At 39.2% G+C, this 19,592-nt stretch carries 16 protein-coding genes; 11 read left to right on the top strand and 5 right to left on the bottom strand.

Annotation, left to right across the window (positions count from 1 at the left end; all coding sequences use genetic code 11):
• The first annotated feature begins 30 nt into the window (after positions 1-30).
• Complete coding sequence (rcsD, locus tag AAC155_RS12785; RefSeq protein WP_113042557.1) at positions 31-2,721, top strand: phosphotransferase RcsD; 2,691 nt, start codon at positions 31-33, stop codon at positions 2,719-2,721.
• A 4-nt stretch (positions 2,722-2,725) separates the two neighbouring features.
• A complete protein-coding gene (rcsB, locus tag AAC155_RS12780) occupies positions 2,726-3,379 on the top strand; it encodes a response regulator transcription factor RcsB (RefSeq protein WP_113042555.1) in 654 nt (217 codons plus the stop codon).
• Between the two features lie 84 nt (positions 3,380-3,463).
• On the opposite strand, the gene rcsC is transcribed toward rcsB, so the two are convergent.
• On the bottom strand, positions 3,464-6,280 hold the full coding sequence (gene rcsC, locus AAC155_RS12775) for a two-component system sensor histidine kinase RcsC (protein WP_113042553.1): 2,817 nt from the start codon (positions 6,278-6,280) through the stop codon (positions 3,464-3,466).
• 296 nt (positions 6,281-6,576) lie between these two features.
• Complete coding sequence (gyrA, locus tag AAC155_RS12770; protein WP_113042551.1) at positions 6,577-9,207, bottom strand: DNA topoisomerase (ATP-hydrolyzing) subunit A; 2,631 nt, start codon at positions 9,205-9,207, stop codon at positions 6,577-6,579.
• Positions 9,208-9,376: 169 nt separating this feature from the next.
• Here gyrA and ubiG point away from each other — a divergent pair, with 169 nt between their 5' ends.
• From ubiG to yfaE, 4 genes are all read left to right on the top strand, one after another.
• On the top strand, positions 9,377-10,099 hold the full coding sequence (ubiG, locus tag AAC155_RS12765) for a bifunctional 2-polyprenyl-6-hydroxyphenol methylase/3-demethylubiquinol 3-O-methyltransferase UbiG (protein WP_113042549.1): 723 nt from the start codon (positions 9,377-9,379) through the stop codon (positions 10,097-10,099).
• A gap of 369 nt (positions 10,100-10,468) precedes the next feature.
• Positions 10,469-12,760: a class 1a ribonucleoside-diphosphate reductase subunit alpha gene (gene nrdA, locus AAC155_RS12760; RefSeq protein WP_113042546.1), complete on the top strand. Its 2,292-nt coding sequence runs from the start codon at positions 10,469-10,471 to the stop codon at positions 12,758-12,760.
• A gap of 12 nt (positions 12,761-12,772) precedes the next feature.
• On the top strand, positions 12,773-13,903 hold the full coding sequence (nrdB, locus tag AAC155_RS12755) for a class Ia ribonucleoside-diphosphate reductase subunit beta (protein WP_113042543.1): 1,131 nt from the start codon (positions 12,773-12,775) through the stop codon (positions 13,901-13,903).
• On the top strand, positions 13,903-14,169 hold the full coding sequence (gene yfaE, locus AAC155_RS12750; protein ID WP_011147271.1) for a class I ribonucleotide reductase maintenance protein YfaE: 267 nt from the start codon (positions 13,903-13,905) through the stop codon (positions 14,167-14,169). The genes nrdB and yfaE overlap by 1 nt, the downstream gene beginning before the upstream one ends.
• Positions 14,170-14,177: 8 nt before the next feature.
• Here yfaE and AAC155_RS12745 read toward each other — a convergent pair whose 3' ends face one another.
• From AAC155_RS12745 to AAC155_RS12735, 3 genes are all read right to left on the bottom strand, one after another.
• Positions 14,178-14,306, bottom strand: a complete 129-nt coding sequence (locus AAC155_RS12745) for a hypothetical protein (RefSeq protein ID WP_262405112.1) — start codon at positions 14,304-14,306, stop codon at positions 14,178-14,180.
• Positions 14,307-14,415: 109 nt separating this feature from the next.
• Entirely contained in the window at positions 14,416-14,796 is a 381-nt protein-coding gene (locus AAC155_RS12740) for a type II toxin-antitoxin system YafO family toxin (RefSeq protein WP_110087293.1), read from the bottom strand.
• Complete coding sequence (locus AAC155_RS12735; RefSeq protein ID WP_113042539.1) at positions 14,796-15,416, bottom strand: iron-sulfur cluster assembly scaffold protein SufA; 621 nt, start codon at positions 15,414-15,416, stop codon at positions 14,796-14,798. The genes AAC155_RS12740 and AAC155_RS12735 overlap by 1 nt, the downstream gene beginning before the upstream one ends.
• Positions 15,417-15,773: 357 nt before the next feature.
• On the opposite strand from AAC155_RS12735, the gene AAC155_RS12730 reads away from it, so the two are divergent.
• The 5 genes from AAC155_RS12730 to AAC155_RS12710 all read left to right on the top strand — a co-directional run bounded on the left by AAC155_RS12730 (position 15,774) and on the right by AAC155_RS12710 (position 19,585).
• A complete protein-coding gene (locus AAC155_RS12730; RefSeq protein WP_240002840.1) occupies positions 15,774-16,052 on the top strand; it encodes a Gfo/Idh/MocA family oxidoreductase in 279 nt (92 codons plus the stop codon).
• Positions 16,053-16,056: 4 nt separating this feature from the next.
• Positions 16,057-16,194 (top strand): hypothetical protein, encoded by a 138-nt coding sequence (locus tag AAC155_RS12725; protein WP_158536564.1) that lies wholly within the window; start codon positions 16,057-16,059, stop codon positions 16,192-16,194.
• Between the two features lie 482 nt (positions 16,195-16,676).
• Positions 16,677-17,690, top strand: coding sequence for a PseG/SpsG family protein (locus tag AAC155_RS12720; protein WP_113042535.1), 1,014 nt, complete (start codon positions 16,677-16,679; stop codon positions 17,688-17,690).
• A 31-nt stretch (positions 17,691-17,721) separates the two neighbouring features.
• On the top strand, positions 17,722-18,570 hold the full coding sequence (locus AAC155_RS12715) for a hypothetical protein (protein WP_113042532.1): 849 nt from the start codon (positions 17,722-17,724) through the stop codon (positions 18,568-18,570).
• Between the two features lies 1 nt (position 18,571).
• A complete protein-coding gene (locus tag AAC155_RS12710; protein WP_113042529.1) occupies positions 18,572-19,585 on the top strand; it encodes a Gfo/Idh/MocA family protein in 1,014 nt (337 codons plus the stop codon).
• Positions 19,586-19,592 lie beyond the last annotated feature (7 nt).

Here is a 19,592-nt window from a genome sequence, read left to right as displayed (position 1 = left end):
CAAGCAATTATTAAGGCTTTTACTCAACGAATGTATAACAAACAATTTTCTATTAATTCATCAACCATAAACCGTTACTACGGTCTGTTCATTATTCTGCTTTTTGTTTCCCTGTTTTTATACAGCTATAACTACTTCAATGCCTGGCTAATGGGGAAAAAATATGCGCTAAATAGTGTTGCAACCAAAATAGTATTACAGATAGAAGATTATCGTTACCACGCTAATTCTATCTTTAAACAAGCCAATAGCTCATCTTTTAAACCACCAGAACTCGTCACACCGATGAAGCTACGACCTGATGTTTACTGGCTTGAGAATCGTTATCAAACTATCGACACGATTATTTTTGGTCACCACAGCACTGCAAGTGTAGAGTTGGCACAACGCCTTTCCAATTATATGGAGATTTTGTGGGGCACCCGCAATGAATACAACTCCATGTACTATCTGAATGGTAAAGATAACAATCTGTTTCTGATAACCACTCACTCTATTCTTAAACCAGAATTGAGATTTAAAGAAAGTTATCTAACACTGACTGCCGAATCAAAACGTTCAGAAATGCTGATGCAATCCATCGCGTTAGATGAACGGGAAAATATTTCATCAATCCGTAAGTTAAATGGCGAAAATATCTATTTTTATACTTATCGGGCGACGTTCAATTCACCGGGTCAATTGGCAACAGTTATCGCTTTTGATTTGCCTATTTGTCATCTTCTTCCTATGGATATGGCAGCGGCCAACTTCAGTCTATTGTCGGATGACGAGCAACCCCCTAATGAAATTAATAAAGTCAATATTTCACAAAATGGTTTCTGGCTCGAATTTTCTCAATCAATTAAAGGTACGCAATACAAACTGTTGTATCGGATATCACTCAAAGATTTGCTAATCGATTTGTTATATAGAAACATCTGGTTGTTACTGGCTGATTCAGTATTTATTATCCTGTCCTTAGGTGGGCTTATTTACATTCGTAGAAAATATATCGCGCCAAATGCCCAGATGAGCCACGAGCTACAAATCAAGGATGCGTTAAGTCACGATATTATCTCCAATATCCCGATTGGCTTATTGATTTATGATTTCTCAGTAAATCAGATAATTATGTGCAATAATATCGCCGACCATCTGTTGCCGAATGTCGATTTAAATAAAATTAAGATGATGGCAAAGCAACATCATGGTGTCATCCAAACCTCAATTGATGATTCAGTCTATGAAATTAACATGTACAGCATTCGCCTGTTGCCAGAAACTTATCTGTTTTTACTGCAAGATAAAGATCAGGAAGCATTAATTAGCCGGCGTCTACAACTTGCCCATTTGGAACACGATAAGAGTGTACAAGCTCGACGTTTTATGTTGACCAACATTCGTTCTGAATTAAAACAACCAATAAAGGAATTAGATCATATCGCTTACCAACTGAAACAAATTCTTATAGAAAAAAATAGTGTTCGTATCGTCGATAATTTATTAACTAAATCTGAATATATATCCGACTGGATCGAGAATATTTCATTACTCAATGAATTAGAATCAGGTGAATGGCAAGCAAAAAATGAATCGTTTTCATTATCAGTCATTTTAGAAGATATTATTAAAAAAGTGTTTCCTAAGATGAATAATAAAGGATTGAATTATTATTATCACTGTAATATTAATCCTGAATCACTATTTATTGGCGATAATACTGCCATCAGTAAGATCGTCCTGATGTTAGTCAATTATGCAATCACGCTTACATCTTATGGTAAAATATCTCTCATCGTTAATTATTCTCAGGAATACAAAGAACACATTCAAATCGAAATTATAGATACAGGAACCGGACTTAATTCAACAGATTTAACAAACTTGAATTATCCATTTTTAAGCAAAGCCACTGGTGATAAATATCAATCCAATTCAGGACTGACCTTTTATCTATGTAACCAATTATGTAGAAAATTAAATGGTCATTTTACTATAAACAGCAAACCCAACCTGGGTACGCGCTATGCTATCAGTCTGCCCTTAATAATCGGCGAAAACCAATGCCCGCCGCTACTGGAAGACATTACTGCCTTGCTGGATATCAACAATACGGAGATCCGTAAGATCGTGCAAAATCATCTGCATCATTATGGCGCTGTTTACTTCGCTAAAAAGCCAGAAAATATGGATCGAGAATACGATATCATGTTGACGGATAAACCCTACGATTCGACAAAATCGACTATATTACTGGTTGATAATCTGGCCGGCTTTGAACAGATAAAACCTGACTATATTCGATGTAACTACAATCTGAGTGAAGCGGTTATCAATGCCATTTCGTTATTAATTGAGAGAAGTTTCAGTTTTAACGAATTCACGGCAAATTCAGAAATGTCAGCATTTAACGATGAAAGCAGCGATTACGATTTTGGCAATGTTATAAATAGTTATCAAAAACAGCTAACTGATAGCGATTACCGACAATTATTTGTCGAGACAGTACCGATAGATATTAATAAGCTGTATACTGATATAGAACAATATGATCTGATATCGCTTTCGCAAACAGCACATCGCCTGAAAGGCGTCTTTGCTATGTTAGACCTAGAACTCCTCAAACTTTCTTGCGAAACACTGGAACAACACATAACAGACAGTAACGTAATAGAGATTAAAAATAGCATTGGCCGTATTGAATCCTTCACCAAAAGGCTATTGCAGCAGGGTAACTAATAAGATGAATAACCTTAACGTCATTATTGCTGATGACCATCCGATTGTCCTGTTTGGCATCCGCAAATCACTTGAGCGGCTTGAATGGATCAACGTCGTCGCTGAGTCTGAAGACTCGACCACATTGATCAACAATCTGTCCTGTATTAAAGCAAACGTACTGATCACGGATCTGTCCATGCCTGGGGACATATACGGCGATGGGATCAATTTGATTAAATACATCAAACGCCATTATCCCAGGCTATCCATCATTGTTCTAACCATGAACAATAATCCAGCAATTTTAAGTGCTGTACTCGAACTTGATATTGAAGGCATTGTCTTAAAACAAGGAGCGCCAACAGATCTACCTGATGTATTAACGGCCCTGAAACAAGGGGAAAAATTTATGCCAGACAGCGTTTCTGAACTGTTGAAAAAAGTGACGAAAACCCCCTATGGCGATAAACCGTTATCACAAAAAGAGAGTGAAGTTATACGTCTATTTGCCCAAGGCTTTTTGGTAACAGACATTGCCAAAAAACTTAAACGCAGTGTCAAGACTATCAGCAGTCAGAAAAAATCGGCTATGGTAAAACTGGGGGTAAATAACGATATTGCATTACTCAATTATCTTGCTTCTGTCACTATCGATACGAACAATCACGTTCAGTAAATACTGTTCGTTATTTTAACCTGAAAGTCGTCCTGATGCCCGGTAACTATTTGTTTGTACCGGGCATTTTTTTGTACCGGGGTTTCAAATCATTTGCGTCAGTGTCTGCCTGAGAGTCACCAGAGAAACCGGTTTAGACAAACAATCATCCATTCCCGCATCAATACAGCGTTGTTTTTCTTCTGCTAGTGCATTTGCCGTAATACCAATAATCGGCAGCTTACACCCATCATTCCGTAAATACATTGTTAACGCATAACCATCCATATTGGGCATATTGACATCCGTCAGAATAATATCAATCCCCCCGTTCTTCAGATATTCCAACGCATCTAATCCATCATTTGCCATCGCTGTTTGAAAACCAATGGATTTCAACTGATCGGCCAATAAACGGCGGTTGATAGGATGATCATCTACCACCAGAACCACAATAGTATTAAACCGGGTGTTTGCCTGAAAAACAGGGGCGGCGGTATTCAATACCACATTATGATTCGGTGAAATCAGCCGCTCAATCATTACCGACAAATCATGTAAATGGTAAGTGTTATGTAACCAATAGTTTTCTCTGATTTGTTCCGGTGAGCCAATATAGTCCGTCGATAATTCAATATAAGCGTATACAGAGGAAATAACCGCATCAGGAAAATCGCTGATAATAATTTCACTACCCTCTGTATTTTGCTCACTGTATAAAACAGTGTGTAAGCCATGATGAACCAGAAAACGCTGTAAAAACTCCTCCAGATAAAGATTACGTATAGCCAAGATGATTTTTCGCTGATACTCATTTATTAACTGAGTTTTTGGCCTATATTTCGCACCATATAAAGGTAAACGAATAGAAAACATACTCCCTATCTGTGGTTGTGAAATGACTTCAATATCACCATCCATCAGATTGATAAGTTTTTCACAAATCGCCAGACCAAGCCCTGTTCCCTGAGATGAACTTTCCGTATTTGGCATGATCTGGAAAAATGGATCAAACAACTGAGTAAGCGCTTTATCAGAGATACCGACGCCAGTGTCCTTTATTCTGACGTATAAGTAATCTCTATCAACTGTCACATGTATAATCACACATCCGGTATCAGTGAATTTAATCGCATTATTTAATAGATTAGATATAACTTGTTGTAATCGAACCGGATCATTGCAGATATAATCTGGAACATCCGGTTCAATATAGCAATACAAGGTCAACGGCTTTTTCACCACTAACGGTAGATAGTTAGAAATAACATGGGAGATAACTTCCTGACAGGAAAATTCTCTAGACTCAATTTTAAGCTGTTTAGATTCAATCTTTGAAAAGTCGAGAATATCACTGATGATTTTTAGCAACAGCGCTGAGGAGTTATTCATCGTTGATAACAAACGGACAGATTCAGCAGGCAATGAATGTGCTTGTAATAACTCCAGGTTGCCAATAATACCGTAAAGCGGCGTTCTCAACTCGTGACTGACAGTAGCCAAAAACATAGATTTAGAATAGTTAGCCTGTTCTGATGCCAACGCCATTTCCTGTAATGATTTTTCCATCCGCACACGGACACTAATATCAACCAAGACACAAATTGCCACCTCTTCATTCCTGTAGCGGGAATGAACAAAACTGATTTGCAGATGATGATTATTACTGGTTACAACATCAACATAACTACTGGTTCTGTCACAAATAATATGAATAATCCGTTCCCGATCTTCGTGCGTTAGCATTCTCAAATAATTATGTGCCAACTCATTACTCAGAATACTACTGCCATCACTGACCCGTAATATACTGATCCCAACCGGCGCTGAAGCCACAATTTTATGATTAAATTGTTCATGCTCTTCCAGGCGAATGGCATTCTCTTCAGCCGGAACAAACATTTTCCGCTCAAACAGATACACCAAGATAATGATGACAAAGGCAGATAATACATTAAGCACAATACTGCTAATAATCTGTAGCTTAAAACCTTCGAAAATAGTTTTCAGTGGCAGTGCATAAATGATACTGAATGAAGATGGCATTAACCGACGTTTTAACAGTAAATCAGTAAAATTATCATCATAGCCAAAATAAGGCGCTGCCAACTGATAATCAGCATAGTGAAGTTTATAGTCATCATTTGCTGGATAATGCAACACCGGTTGATTACTGCGATTCAATAACGTGATTGAAATTGAGTGGTCTTGTCTCTGAATAAAAGAGTCCAATCTGATGAATTGTTCAATGCCTATCATAGCAACCATCTCACCATTGACATATACCGGAGCCAACACGTAGAGATGGCCGCTATCAGATCTTGCACCCGGTATAACCCAATAAACATTTCGTTCTTTACCTTGCTCTTTCAGGCTGATAAGCCTACGTGAGTTTTCATAAACTATTTTTTTCAACGTATCGGGTTCAGTCGTGGTATTACGGATAGAAAAACTTACCATACACATACTTTGCGTACCCACCAGAAAAACCTGATTCAACCCCTGAGGCGCAGCAAGATTATCTTTCCAATAGGAGATAAAATTATTTAATGAATTTAAATAACTATGAGTACTGTTGCGAAAAGTATGACAGTCAGCGCTTTGGTACAAAGGATGATAAGAAAACGCTGGATTATTATGTGGAAAATCAAAAATGGCATTTTTTCCATTAGAATTCAGTAAATGCTTCTCTGTCATATATTGGATATCCCGCAGAACACTTGCTGTATGACGCACATAAGAGAGCGTGGAATCATAATTAGCATTGTATTCTTGACGAATATCTGATTTAACTTCATTAAAGATATTAACCAGGTAAAAAGCTGTTAATAAAGCGCCTAATGCCCACAACATTAAGCCAAGCACCCGGAAAAGATAACGGGATATTTTCAGCGATGTACGAAAAGAAGAAAGATATCTCAAAAGGTTACCTGATAAAAACCAGCATTATTCAATGTCATTAATGACAAGATATATACCCGTTATCTTTCAAGTTGCCTCTTTGTTGGCTGCACTCGCTCACCCCGGTCACATAGTTACCTATGCTCCCGGGGATTCTCTCTCTTGCCGTCGCGATGCATCTTGAAATCCATAGGGTATCCAGAGTTTAAAGATTAAAAAGGCCCATCTGTTGCAGATTTTGATACTAATAAAAATTCCTTTAAAAAAACAGGCACCGAAGCACCTGTTTCTTAAATTAAGTGAAAAAATATCCTCACTTAAACCGGATCAACTGACTCACTGCTGTTAGCATCAGGTAAATCGGTGCTATCACTTTTCACTTCTTCCCCTTCTGTTGCCAGCCCGTCTTCATCATCATCTTCAGGCTCAGCAACCCGCTGTAAGCCGACAACTTTCTCATCTTCAGCGGTACGAATAAGTGTTACGCCTTGAGTATTCCGGCCAACAACGCTAACTTCCGACACCCTTGTTCGTACTAATGTGCCAGCATCAGTAATCATCATTATTTGATCGGTTGGTTCAACCTGAATTGCCCCGATCACGTTACCATTACGCTCACTGACTTTAATCGAGATAACCCCCTGTGTTGCACGGGATTTAATTGGATACTCGTTTTCAGCGGTACGTTTACCATAACCGTTTTCAGTGACCGTTAGAATTTCTCCTTCTCCACGCGGGATAATCAGAGAAACAACTTTATCTTTACCATTTAGTTTAATACCACGTACACCGGTAGCTGTACGCCCCATTGAACGAACCGCTTCCTCTTCAAAACGAACAACCTTCCCTTCCGCGGAGAACAACATAACTTCGTTACTACCGTCAGTCAGGTCAACACCGATCAGCTCATCACCTTCATTGAGATTAACGGCGAGAATACCCGCACTGCGCGGACGGCTGAAATCTTGCAACGCGGTCTTCTTCACGGTCCCACTGGCGGTAGCCATAAAGACATACAGCCCTTCTTCATATTCACGCACCGGCAGAATCGCCGTAATTCTCTCATTTTGCTCTAACGGCAACAGGTTAACAATCGGACGACCACGCGCACCACGGCTCGCCTCCGGTAATTGATAAACCTTCATCCAGTACAGGCGGCCACGGCTGGAGAAGCAGAGGATCGTATCGTGAGTATTGGCAACCAACAACTTGTCAATAAAATCTTCTTCTTTAATACGCGCTGCGGATTTACCTTTACCACCACGGCGCTGCGCTTCATAGTCAGACAATGGTTGATATTTGACATACCCTTGATGTGACAAGGTGACAACAACATCTTCCTGATTAATCAAATCTTCAATATTGATATCAGCCGTATTCTCCGTGATTTCAGTACGGCGGGCATCGCTGTATTGCGACTTAATTGCCAACAACTCTTCACGGATCACTTCCATCAAGCGCTCAGGATTTTCCAGAATGAACAGCAATTCGCCGATTAATGTCAGCAATTCACGATATTCATCCAGCAGTTTTTCATGCTCCAGGCCGGTCAGTTTCTGCAAACGCAGATCCAGAATGGCCTGAGCCTGTTGTTCGGTCAGATAATATTTACCGTCATGCACACCATATTGTGGTTCCAGCCATTCAGGGCGGGCAGCATCATCACCAGCACGTTCCAACATGGCAGCAACACTACCTAATTCCCACGGCTTAGCAACCAATGCGGCTTTTGCCTCGGCGGGCGTCGGTGCAAAACGGATAAGTTCGATGATAGGATCGATATTCGCCAGTGCTACAGCTAATGCCTCAAGAATATGGGCACGTTCACGGGCTTTACGTAATTCAAAGATGGTACGACGAGTGACCACTTCACGGCGGTGGCATACGAAGGCCGAAATAATATCTTTTAGATTCAGCAACTTCGGCTGCCCCTGATGCAGGGCCACCATGTTGATACCAAAAGAGACTTGAAGCTGAGTCAGGGAGTAGAGATTATTCAGAACCACTTCCCCCACCGCATCCCGTTTCACTTCAATCACAATCCGCATGCCGTCTTTATCAGACTCGTCACGAAGTGCACTAACCCCTTCGATGCGTTTTTCTTTCACCAATTCGGCAATTTTTTCAATCAGACGGGCTTTATTGACCTGATAAGGAATCTCGTGCACTAAAATAGTTTCACGACCATTCTTCTCATCCACTTCAATTTCCGCACGGGCACGGATATAAATTTTACCGCGACCAGTACGATAAGCCTCCTGAATACCGCGACGACCATTAATAATCGCAGCAGTAGGGAAATCTGGGCCAGGAATATACTGCATCAGCCCTTCAATGCTGATATTTTCATCTTCAATATAAGCCAGACAACCATCAATAACTTCGGACAAGTTATGAGGAGGAATGTTAGTTGCCATACCCACTGCGATACCGGAAGAACCGTTGATCAGCAGGTTTGGTACTTTCGTTGGCATCACTTCCGGGATCTGTTCTGTACCATCATAGTTTGGCACAAAATCGACAGTCTCTTTTTCCAGATCCGCTAGCAGTTCATGGGCAACTTTCGCCATACGCACTTCGGTGTAACGCATAGCGGCGGCTGAGTCACCATCAACTGACCCAAAGTTACCCTGACCATCAACCAACATATAGCGAAGGGAAAATGGCTGAGCCATACGAACAATCGTGTCGTAGACTGCACTATCCCCATGTGGGTGGTATTTACCGATGACGTCCCCGACAACACGGGCAGACTTTTTGTAGGGTTTATTCCAATCATTTCCCAGCACACTCATGGCATAAAGTACGCGACGGTGTACCGGCTTTAGTCCGTCTCGAACATCTGGTAGTGCGCGTCCAACAATAACAGACATCGCATAATCCAAATACGAGCTTTTCAGCTCTTCTTCGATATTGACCGGGGTGATTTCTCTAGCAATGTCGCTCATGGAACCCACTATCCTTCATACATTCCGAATTCAAAGGCTTAGAACTATACCACACCCCAACAGTTTTATAAAAATCAGATACGGGTATTTAAAAATTAAGCCGTGTATACTATCTCAGAACTGAGTGAATCCGCCTGTTTAAAGAAAGTTTAAGGAGCAACAACCGCTGATGAACATCAAAACCCCTTCCACCCCAAACAATGTTGATCAACAGGAAATAGAAAAATTTGAAGCGATTGCTTCTCGCTGGTGGGATTTGGAAGGTGAATTTCAGCCACTGCACCGGATTAACCCACTACGCCTGAATTATATTTTGCAACGTTCTGGCGGCATTTTCGGTAAAAAAGTGTTAGATGTGGGCTGTGGTGGCGGTATTTTGTCAGAAAGTATGGCCCGTGAAGGGGCTGATGTGACCGGACTGGATATGGGTACAGAACCACTTCAGGTTGCCAGACTGCACGCCCTTGAAACAGCTATCCCCGTGACCTATGTACAGGAAACAGTAGAAAGCCACGCCGAAAAATATCCACAAGCTTATGATATCGTCACCTGTATGGAAATGCTGGAACATGTCCCCGATCCACAATCGGTCGTTCATGCTTGCGCTCAATTAGTGAAACCCGGCGGACACGTCTTTTTCTCTACCATTAACCGCAACAAAAAAGCCTGGCTTATGGCGGTAATCGGCGCGGAATACATTCTAAAAATGGTACCGAAGGGAACCCATGATGCGAAGAAATTTATCCGGCCATCAGAATTGATAGGCTGGGTTGACAGAACATCCCTGCGGGAAAAGCATATTATCGGCCTGCATTACAACCCGCTAACGGATAAATTTAGCCTTGGTCACAATGTAGACGTCAATTATATGTTACACACCCAATATGTCTGACATGTTTATCTGACCGATTAATAAAGCGGCAAATAAATCACATTTTCAGGAATTTTTTTACCCATTTTTGCCGGTGTTTCTGTCAGAGCAACCGCTAGTAATGATGCAGGCTTCCGGCTTTTTAATAAATTTTAGTCCTCAAGTTATCCACAAGAATCCGTATTTTTGTGCACTTGATAAAAGCTGATTTTAACATTATCTTGTTGTCATTATTTAGTGTACCCCCTACATATTGTGTTCCTTAACATTCCATTACCACTACTCTCTCGTTGGTTTTTCCGCCACTGAGAGGATTATGTTTTGGTCCTAAGTCAAAGACACAAAGCAGGTGGGAGCGAATTTGAAAGTAAATGTAAGGTATGCCTGTCCATGAACCATAGTCTGCTAGTAACAAAGCGTGATGGCCACAAAGAACGAATTGACCTTGATAAAATCCACCGGGTTGTTAACTGGGCAGCCGATGGACTGAAAAATGTCTCGGTATCACAAGTAGAACTGCGTTCTCAAATCCAATTTTACGATGGCATCAAAACCTCAGATATTCATGAGACGATGATCAAAGCTTCCGCTGATCTTATCTCCGGTGATGCACCTGACTATCAGTATCTGGCCGCCCGCTTGGCAATTTTCAACCTGCGTAAAAAAGCTTACGGTCAATTCGAGCCACCCGCGCTCTATGACCATGTATCCCGTATGGTGAAAATGGGCAAATATGACAAGCACTTGCTTGCAGACTACTCGAAAGAAGAATTCGAGCAAATGAACGAGTTTATTGACCATTGGCGTGATATGAACTTTTCTTACGCGGCGGTCAAACAGCTTGAAGGTAAATACCTGGTTCAGAATCGCGTTACCGGTGAAATTTATGAAAGTGCCCAATTCCTCTATATTCTGGTCGCGGCTTGCCTGTTCTCCGGTTATCCGAAAGAGACACGTCTGGGCTATATTCGCCGTTTTTACGACGCAGCTTCCACATTTAAGATCTCTCTGCCTACCCCGATCATGGCAGGTGTACGCACCCCGACTCGTCAATTCAGCTCCTGTGTGTTGATTGAATGTGATGATAGCCTGGATTCCATTAATGCGACTTCCAGCGCGATTGTAAAATATGTTTCTCAACGTGCTGGTATTGGTATCAACGCAGGCCGTATTCGCGCGCTGGGAAGCCCAATCCGTAATGGTGAAGCCTTCCATACTGGCTGTATTCCTTTTTATAAACATTTCCAGACCGCGGTCAAATCCTGCTCTCAGGGGGGCGTTCGTGGCGGTGCGGCGACACTGTTCTATCCATTATGGCATCTGGAAGTTGAAAGCCTGCTGGTACTGAAAAACAACCGTGGCGTTGAAGGAAACCGTGTTCGTCACATGGACTATGGCGTACAACTTAATAAACTGATGTACGAGCGCCTGATCAAAGGTGAAGAGATTACCCTGTTCAGCCCATCGGATGTTCCTGGGCTATATGAAGCATTCTTTGCTGATCAGGATGAGTTTGAGCGCTTGTACACCAAATATGAGCAGGACAGCAATATCCGTCAGCAACGTCTGAAAGCAGTTGAGCTCTTCTCCCTGATGATGCAAGAGCGTGCTTCTACCGGCCGGATCTACATTCAGAACGTAGACCACTGCAACACCCACAGTCCATTTGATCCTTTAGTCGCTCCTGTGCGCCAATCAAACCTGTGTCTGGAAATTGCACTACCAACCAAGCCATTGAATGATATCAATGATAAAAATGGTGAAATCGCACTGTGTACCTTGTCCGCATTCAACCTGGGGGCAATTGAAAATCTTGATGAGCTGGAAGAACTGGCTACTCTCGCGGTCCGTGCCCTTGATGCCCTGCTCGATTATCAGGACTACCCTATCCTTGCCGCCAAGCAAGGGGCAATGGGTCGCCGTACATTAGGCATTGGTGTCATCAACTATGCTTACTATCTGGCGAAACACGGTGTACGTTACTCAGATGGCAGCGCTAACAACCTGACTCACAAAACATTTGAAGCTATCCAGTATTACCTATTGAAAGCCTCTAATGAACTGGCGAAAGAACAAGGTGCTTGCCCGTGGTTTAAAGAAACCACCTATTCTAAAGGTATCCTACCTATCGATACCTATAAAAAAGCGCTGGATACATTGACCAATGAACCGCTGCACTATGACTGGGAAGCATTGCGCAACGATATCAAACAATATGGTCTGCGCAATTCAACATTATCTTCTTTGATGCCGTCAGAGACCTCTTCACAGATCTCTAACGCCACCAACGGCATTGAACCACCTCGTGGTTATATCAGCATCAAAGCATCAAAAGATGGCATTTTGCGCCAGGTTGTACCGGAATATGAGCGTCTGAAAAGCGCTTACGAACTCTTGTGGCAAATGCCGGGTAATGATGGCTACTTGCAGTTGGTTGGTATCATGCAGAAATTTATCGATCAGTCGATCTCTGCCAATACCAACTACGATCCGACACATTTCCCGAGTGGAAAAGTGCCGATGAATCAACTGCTGAAAGATTTGCTGCTCGCTTACAAATATGGTGTGAAAACACTGTATTACCACAATACCCGTGATGGCGCGGAAGACATTCAGGATGACCTGGAAGAAGTCGTGGAATCTGCTGATTCCGATTGTGAAAGCGGCGCATGTAAGATTTAATTTGAGGAAGTTATGGCCTATACCACTTTTTCACAAGTCAAAAACGATCAGTTACAGGAACCCATGTTTTTTGGTCAGCCAGTAAACGTAGCCCGTTATGACCAACAAAAGTATCCGATTTTCGAGAAATTGATCGAAAAACAGCTCTCTTTCTTCTGGCGCCCGGAAGAAGTCGATGTGTCTCGCGATCGCATTGATTACAATGCGCTGCCAGACCATGAAAAGCATATTTTTATCAGTAACTTAAAATATCAAACGCTGCTGGACTCTATTCAGGGCCGCAGCCCGAACGTGGCTTTTCTGCCCTTGATCTCCATCCCGGAGCTGGAAACCTGGGTTGAAACTTGGTCTTTTTCTGAAACGATTCATTCACGTTCTTACACTCACATCATTCGGAACATCGTTAACGATCCGGCGGTTGTGTTTGATGATATTGTCACCAACGAAGAGATTCTGAAACGGGCGAAAGACATTTCCTCTTATTACGATGATCTGATTGAGATGACTAATCACTACCAGCTATTTGGTGAAGGCACACATCAGATTACCGGTAAAACCATCACGGTGAGTCTGCATGAACTGAAAAAGCAATTATATCTGTGCCTGATGAGCGTTAACGCACTGGAAGCGATCCGCTTTTACGTCAGTTTTGCCTGTTCATTTGCCTTTGCTGAACGCGAATTGATGGAAGGTAATGCAAAAATCATCAAATTGATCGCCCGTGACGAAGCACTACATCTGACCGGCACACAACATATGCTGAATCTGTTGCGCTCTGGTCAGGACGACCCGGAAATGGCAGAAATTGCCAAAGAGTGTGAACAACAGTGCTATGACCTGTTCGTTCAGGCGGCGGAACAAGAAAAAGAGTGGGCAGATTACCTGTTCAGCGAAGGCTCGATGATTGGCTTGAACAAAGATATTCTGTGTCAATATGTTGAGTACATTACTAACATCCGCATGCAGGCTGTCGGGCTGAAACTGCCATTTGAAACGCGTTCTAACCCGATTCCGTGGATTAACGCCTGGCTGGTGTCTGATAACGTTCAAGTCGCGCCACAAGAAGTTGAAGTTAGTTCATATCTGGTTGGTCAGATTGATGCTGAAGTTAACCCTGACGACCTGAGTGATTTTGAACTCTGATGACAAGCTATAAAGTAACCCTGCATGGTATGCAGGGTTATCATATCTACAGCTCTCCCGAACTACATAACAGTCTGCTAGAGGCACTGGAACAAGGTAGAGTTCAAGCTGAATACCAATGCCGCGAAGGTTATTGCGGTTCCTGTCGTGTCAAATTGATAAAAGGCAAAGTCGGCTATCGACGCAAACCTCTGGCTTTTGTTAATGAAGGCGAAATTTTACCCTGCTGCTGTCATCCGCTTAGTGATATTGAGATTGAGCTTTAGTATTTATCTTAAAAACTAACACTCAATAATGAATACGAATATCCACACCTTGATAGCATGGACAAAGAATCCCCGAATTTATACCCGTCATCTTTCAAGTTGCCTCTTTGTTGGCTGCACTCTCTCACCCCGGTCACATAGTTATCTATGCTCCCGGGGATTCGTTCCCTTGCCGCCGCGATGCATCTTGAAATCCATTGGGTATATAAGGGCTTTTAATTTATTAACAGCAGGTTATATAGTAATTTAGATGGAATGGAACTCCTCAGCCCTACGCTCAAGCTCTGTAAGAAATGACGTCTTTGCTAATTCGTGAGCCTTTGGGCTCATAATACTTATCACCTGAAAACTCTTACTATCCATCCAATGCTGCACATACACTAAATAATTATCCGAACATCGATCAATCTGTGGCTTATATTTTTCCCACGGTATTTCATCTGGCATCCTAATATGCAATTTATAGATATTTGAATCTAAGGTTCTGCTATTATGTTCCCATTGACCATCCCGGCCAAATACAGAAGGTAATAACGCCGTCCTTTTCCAATGCTCTAACAACTTTGCATAAACTATTGCAACCTCATGAAATTCAACATCTTTATGAACAGTAACACTGACTCCCATTATAAAAATTCCGGCTCTGACAGACCAAGGTTTTTATGTTCTGCTAATATCATCAATTTAACTTCTCTAGAAGTAGGTAAATTATCAGGATGATATGTCTTTGTCGGAGGCAGGCTTTGTTCAATAGCCGAAAGAATATCACACGCAGTATATTCAGAGTTCGCTATTGCTCGACCGAACTTCACAATATTCACCCGAAATATTTCTCGCTGAGACGGATCTGTAAAATTCTTACTCAGATTATCAGATGACAGAACGATACGTATTGCCTCTTTTATCCTCATGCAATATTCAATGTTGTCATTGGCTAATTTTCTTATGCGTACTGAATTTGAAAACAATTCACCACTCCCCTTAGCAACACGATGAGCGATAGCTTCAGATAACGACTTTCGCGTGTACTCATTCAGACTTTGCAAGTAAGCAGTTGCCTCTGACAAAGGCAGAAAAACCTGTTCATCTTTCAGGTTAAATGTCAATGTAGATATCAAACCTGCCGATTTTTGTATTTCAACGACCGTCATCGGTAGAACGGTACTTTTAGCCGGAACAGGAGCCAGAGACGCCAATAACGCCGCTGTCATCGCTGGGAGAGTCATTGTTTTCACTTGTCTCTTCATATCCTCACCACCTTCAATGTTGATATGTATTGATTATAAATGTTGTGGATTTGATGATCAATTCACCAAATTTCTGGTGACAAAAAAATATTCTGACCGAAAAGCCCACTAAATCACATTTCATCAAGCTAGCATTGACTATATCAATCAAAGACTATAACTGATTAATGTAAAACAACTACTGTAAAAATTGCACCGTCGAAATCACCTGATATTAATACTGGGGAAAAATCATATTAACTTACTTGCTTGAAAAATAAAAAACATGTTATATACATAGATATTGGATAGAAAAAATGAGATAAGTCAAATCTCAACTATAACCCTCACAAGTATTTAATTAATAAACGATTCGATATGTATATTGCAACACCACCCTACACACATAAAGAATATACCATTTTAGCGGCTAAAGCTGGCAAAGCAATATATGTAGAAAAACCTATGGCATTAACATTTGATTCAGAAGTAAAAAACATGTTATATAATCATATATTGGAACGAAAAAAATGGGATAAATCAGAATTCTATTATAATCTCCACCAAGATTTTATTAAGAAAGAATTCGATATATACCTTATGGATTTCAAGATGCATCGCGACGGCAAGGGAGCGAATCCCCGGGAGCATAGATAACGATGTGACCGGGGTGAGTGAGCGCAGCCAACAAAGAGGTAACTTGAAAGATGACAGGTATATACGTCATTTTTATCCATATATATACCTAATAAAATCAATAATTCAACAATATCAAACACTATTTTATAACCATAATTAATTTATCGGGTTATCTAAAGTTTTATTTGTAATTGTATATTACAATAAGCTTTAAACTCCATTTATTTTATTAAAAAACAATCTATTACTATTTTTTTCATTCAGTTTAACTGAGCTACATCACAATAAATAACTATAGTAAGTACTGTATCTAAATATCCTAAAATTACTCATCTTTTACCTAAGAAAAGACCAATCATCGTACTTGGCAAACCCTAAAAGAAATTCAAGCTAATTGGTATATTAGCTTGAAAAATATCAGTACCAGCAGAAGAAAAGCTTTCCAAATTTGATCTCAAAATACTCTCCCATATTTGGAGGAAAGGAGAATTTAATAGGAGCCATGCAAACATAAAATAACTAAAAATAGTTATTTTTAAATAAAAACATTGTATTCAGAAAAAAATCAACTTATGCTTCATCCCTGTTTATCATAAACTAATTAATGATCATAACCCTCTAATATCTAAACAAAAGTATAAAATGAGAAAAAGAATACTATTTATAGTTGCTGGCTATCCTGGAATCGGAATGGGACATACTTTTAGGGTGGCTGATTTAAGCAAAAGTTTAAAGAATAACGATGTATATGTTTTATGCACTCATGAAAGTATAAACGCTTTTAATTATTTAAAATCTTTAGATATAAAACTTATCCTACAAAATAGGAATATACCCATTTACCAATATGTCAAAAAAATAAATCCAAACTTAGTGATAAATGACACATTAGACACTGATGAAAGTTATATTGACGCCATAAAAAATTTAGGCAAAAAAATCATTACATTTGAAGACACCGGGAGTGGTGTAAAGAAAACAGATCTTACTATAAATGCTATTTATTCTTCAGGAAGATATCCTCATGTCCTTTATGGACATAATTATATTGATCTACGAGACGAATTTATTTCGTCAAATAGAATAAAAATAAATAAAATGGTAAAATCTATATTATTATCTTTTGGAGGAGAAGATCCAAACAACCTAACTTTGCGATTTTTGAAGTTATTATCCACATGTAATTTCTTCCAAGATATTATAGTAACAGTTATTACAGGCCCGGCTTATCCTTTTACCCAAGAATTAAATTCTTTCTTAAATTTTGGAAATTATAAAAATATTCAATGGATAAATAATATTAAGACCGGTATGTCCCAACATATGTTGGCTGCTGATATTGCAATCAGTTCTAATGGAAGAACAGTATATGAACTAGCTGCATTAGGTATTCCATCTATATCAATTTCTGCAAATAAACGAGAAAATTTGCATTATTTTTCTAATACAGTAGGTTTTTTCAAATTAGGTTTACATAATGATATTTCTGATGATGTTTTTATAAATTCCATTATAAAAATATTTGATTATGAAACCAGATTGAAAATTCATAGACAAACAATGTGTTTAGATATAAAGACCGGAAAAGAAAGAATAATAAAAAATATTATTAAATTCCTCAATGACAATACTCCAGAAAATTATTCTACAATATAAAAATAATTTTAATTACTTAAGGTTAGTAAATATGCTAAATAAAGATGAATTATTACAGTTTAATAAAGATGGGTATATTATTAAACCTATCTTATCAGAGTCTAAAATTGATCTATACTTAAATATAATACATAATCATATCAAACAAAATAATGATAAGATGTTTAATATTCAATTTATTCAACCCAAAATGGCAATTAAGGGAATTCAATCAATTATTAATAATAATAAAATTATTGAGATTTGTAGCCATTTATTAAAAGGTGGAGACATCATACTTGATGGTGCCTCATTATTCTACGCAAATAAAGGGGTTGACTACCGTCAAGGCTGGCATCGTGATGTAATACAAATTCCTGATGAAGAAATTCTCGACTCATGGTATTCAGATAAGCATTTCCATAATAATATTCAAATAAACATACCGTTATATAAAGATGAATGTTTATGGTTTGTAAAAGGTAGCCATATTCGTAATTTTAATAATATAGAAAAAGCATTATTTTCTGGTTCAAAAAAAATAGCCCCAATGAAATCGCCTGACATTAATATCGGTGAAAAAATCATACTAAATCCAGGAGAAGCTATCTTTTATAATAATTTGGCAATACATAGAGGATATGGTGGCATACTGAAACATAATCGCGCAACAATACAATTGGGTTACCATACTAATAGATGTGAACCCACATGTCACTTCGGTGTAATGGATTATAAGAAATTTGATGAAGATTATATTAACTCGCTTGATTCAGAAGTAAAAAACATGTTATATAATCATATATTGGAACGAAAAAAATGGGATAAATCAGAATTCTATTATAATCTCCACCAAGATTTTATTAAGAAAGAATTCGATATAAACATATTGGGAAAATAAAATGAAAAAAACAATAAAATGGGGCATTATTGGTTGCGGTGATGTTACTGAAGTAAAAAGTGGCCCTGCCTTTTATAAATTAGATAATTCTGAATTAGTTGCAGTAATGCGGCGCAACGCTAATTTAGCAGAGGATTTTGCTAAGAGGCATCATGTCCCTAAATGGTATTCTGACGCTAATTCACTGATTAATGACAACGACATTGATGCAGTATATATTGCAACACCGCCCTCTACACATAAAGAATATACCATTTTAGCGGCTAAAGCCGGTAAAGCAATATATGTAGAAAAACCTATGGCATTAACATTCGAAGAATGTAATGAGATGATCGCGACTTGTAAATCCCAAAATGTTCCCTTATTTGTAGCTTATTACAGAAGAGCATTGCCAAGATTTTTAAAGATCAAAGAATTAATTGAGTCAGGCGCGATAGGAACACCAAGGATAGTAAACTGTATACTTTATAGAGAGATAGAGAAATGTTACCAAGATCCTCATCATTTACCTTGGGTTGTTAATCCAGAAATTTCCGGTGGTGGGTTATTTGTTGATTTAGCATGTCATACTCTTGATATATTAGACTTTCTTTTGGGAAAGATTATTTCTGTCAAAGGACATGCAAATTCACAAGGGAATGCTTATCCCGCTGAAGATTGTGTATCAATGTCATTTATGTTTGAAAATAATATTCAAGGTGTGGGTATATGGAATTTTGTGTCGAACTCTAGAGGAGATAATGTTGAAATAATTGGTACTAAAGGAAAAATATCTTTCTCTACATTTGGAAATTCAGCCATTTCATATTATGACGAAAATAATAAATTACACCAATTTAATATTGATAATCCAAAGCATATAGAAATGCCATTGATTAATACAATAATTAATGAATTACAAGGAAAAGGATTTTGCCCATCAACAGGAGAATCAGGCTCACGAACCAGTTGGGTAATAGACCAAGTATTAAAAGACTATAGAATTAATAATTATTTACAATATAAAAATGAATAAATTAGTT

It is taken from the genome of Photorhabdus sp. HUG-39 (assembly GCF_963878365.1).
Classification (GTDB): Bacteria; Pseudomonadota; Gammaproteobacteria; order Enterobacterales; family Enterobacteriaceae; genus Photorhabdus; species Photorhabdus kayaii.
Note: the sequence above shows the minus strand (reverse complement) of the source record. Positions and strands in the feature narration are given on the sequence as shown.

Excerpts from the sequence above, each read along its gene's own strand:
- rcsD (WP_113042557.1), top strand. The coding sequence starts at position 31 with ATGTATAACAAACAATTTTCTATTAATTCATCAACCATAAACCGTTAC.
- rcsB (WP_113042555.1), top strand. The coding sequence starts at position 2,726 with ATGAATAACCTTAACGTCATTATTGCTGATGACCATCCGATTGTCCTG.
- gyrA (WP_113042551.1), bottom strand. The coding sequence starts at position 9,207 with ATGAGCGACATTGCTAGAGAAATCACCCCGGTCAATATCGAAGAAGAG.
- ubiG (WP_113042549.1), top strand. The coding sequence starts at position 9,377 with ATGAACATCAAAACCCCTTCCACCCCAAACAATGTTGATCAACAGGAA.
- nrdA (WP_113042546.1), top strand. The coding sequence starts at position 10,469 with ATGAACCATAGTCTGCTAGTAACAAAGCGTGATGGCCACAAAGAACGA.
- nrdB (WP_113042543.1), top strand. The coding sequence starts at position 12,773 with ATGGCCTATACCACTTTTTCACAAGTCAAAAACGATCAGTTACAGGAA.
- yfaE (WP_011147271.1), top strand. The coding sequence starts at position 13,903 with ATGACAAGCTATAAAGTAACCCTGCATGGTATGCAGGGTTATCATATC.
- AAC155_RS12740 (WP_110087293.1), bottom strand. The coding sequence starts at position 14,796 with ATGGGAGTCAGTGTTACTGTTCATAAAGATGTTGAATTTCATGAGGTT.
- AAC155_RS12735 (WP_113042539.1), bottom strand. The coding sequence starts at position 15,416 with ATGAAGAGACAAGTGAAAACAATGACTCTCCCAGCGATGACAGCGGCG.
- AAC155_RS12730 (WP_240002840.1), top strand. The coding sequence starts at position 15,774 with ATGTATATTGCAACACCACCCTACACACATAAAGAATATACCATTTTA.
- AAC155_RS12720 (WP_113042535.1), top strand. The coding sequence starts at position 16,677 with ATGAGAAAAAGAATACTATTTATAGTTGCTGGCTATCCTGGAATCGGA.
- AAC155_RS12715 (WP_113042532.1), top strand. The coding sequence starts at position 17,722 with ATGCTAAATAAAGATGAATTATTACAGTTTAATAAAGATGGGTATATT.
- AAC155_RS12710 (WP_113042529.1), top strand. The coding sequence starts at position 18,572 with ATGAAAAAAACAATAAAATGGGGCATTATTGGTTGCGGTGATGTTACT.